Source organism: Rhodopirellula europaea 6C (assembly GCF_000338295.1).
GTDB classification, from domain to species: Bacteria; Planctomycetota; Planctomycetia; order Pirellulales; family Pirellulaceae; genus Rhodopirellula; species Rhodopirellula europaea.
The window spans coordinates 1-820 of the sequence record NZ_ANMO01000248.1; the positions used below are offsets into that span (position 1 = coordinate 1).

Annotated in this window: 1 protein-coding gene; it reads right to left on the bottom strand. The window is 57.8% G+C overall.

Annotation, left to right across the window (positions count from 1 at the left end; all coding sequences use genetic code 11):
* Positions 1-820: hypothetical protein (locus RE6C_RS26335; protein WP_008661583.1), on the bottom strand; the 820-nt coding region annotated here is incomplete at both ends.

The window sequence follows — 820 nt, forward strand, 5'->3', positions numbered from 1 at the left end:
TCCCGCCGCCATTGCCGAGTCCCGCGATCGCGGTGTTCTCGAACACGTCGCTGTCGGTGATCGTGACCGTGCCTCCATCATTGAAGACACCCCCACCACCTTCGCCGGGTTCATCACCACCGCTGACATTGCCGGATATGGTGGTATCTGTGATCGAAACAGTTCCACTTTCGTTGGCGATCCCGCCACCGTTGCCGGATGCTGTGTTGCCGCTGATCTGAGAATTCACGACGGTCAGAGTTCCACCGACGGCTTGCAATGTTCCCGCAGCCGCTGGTCCGGTGACTCGGTAACCATCAGGTGAACCGTCCCCGTCAACGGCGATGTCTGTGTTCACACCATGCAGCACAATCTCCCGCAATGACATTGGCAGCAAGTTGTTGTACTGGCGAGCTTGGTCAACATCGCTCAGATCAAACGTGTAGGTCTCGCTGAAGTCGATTGTGCCGTCTTCGGCCTTGGGAAAGTCATCCAAGTTGAAATCGACCAACGGTGAATTCCCTTCCAAAGGAACCGGTGCACGTGGGCTGGACAAGTTCAACAGAACGTTGCCGTAACCGGCGAGTCCTTCGCCGACGGTAATGAAGCCGTCGCCGTTGGCATCGTCGCCGGCGTCCGGCGTCCGCGAATCGATCGCGACACCGCCTTCTCCGAGGAATGGCCCCGGGATCGTGTCAGTCGAATCCAGGTCCGATGCGAAACGTCCGTGGATGTGTTGAATGTGAGGTTGGTCGGGCACCAAACCAGATGCATTGATATTGACCGTGATCGACGGATTCTCGGGGTCGGTGGTATCAACCGTCACTGATGCGGTGCCACT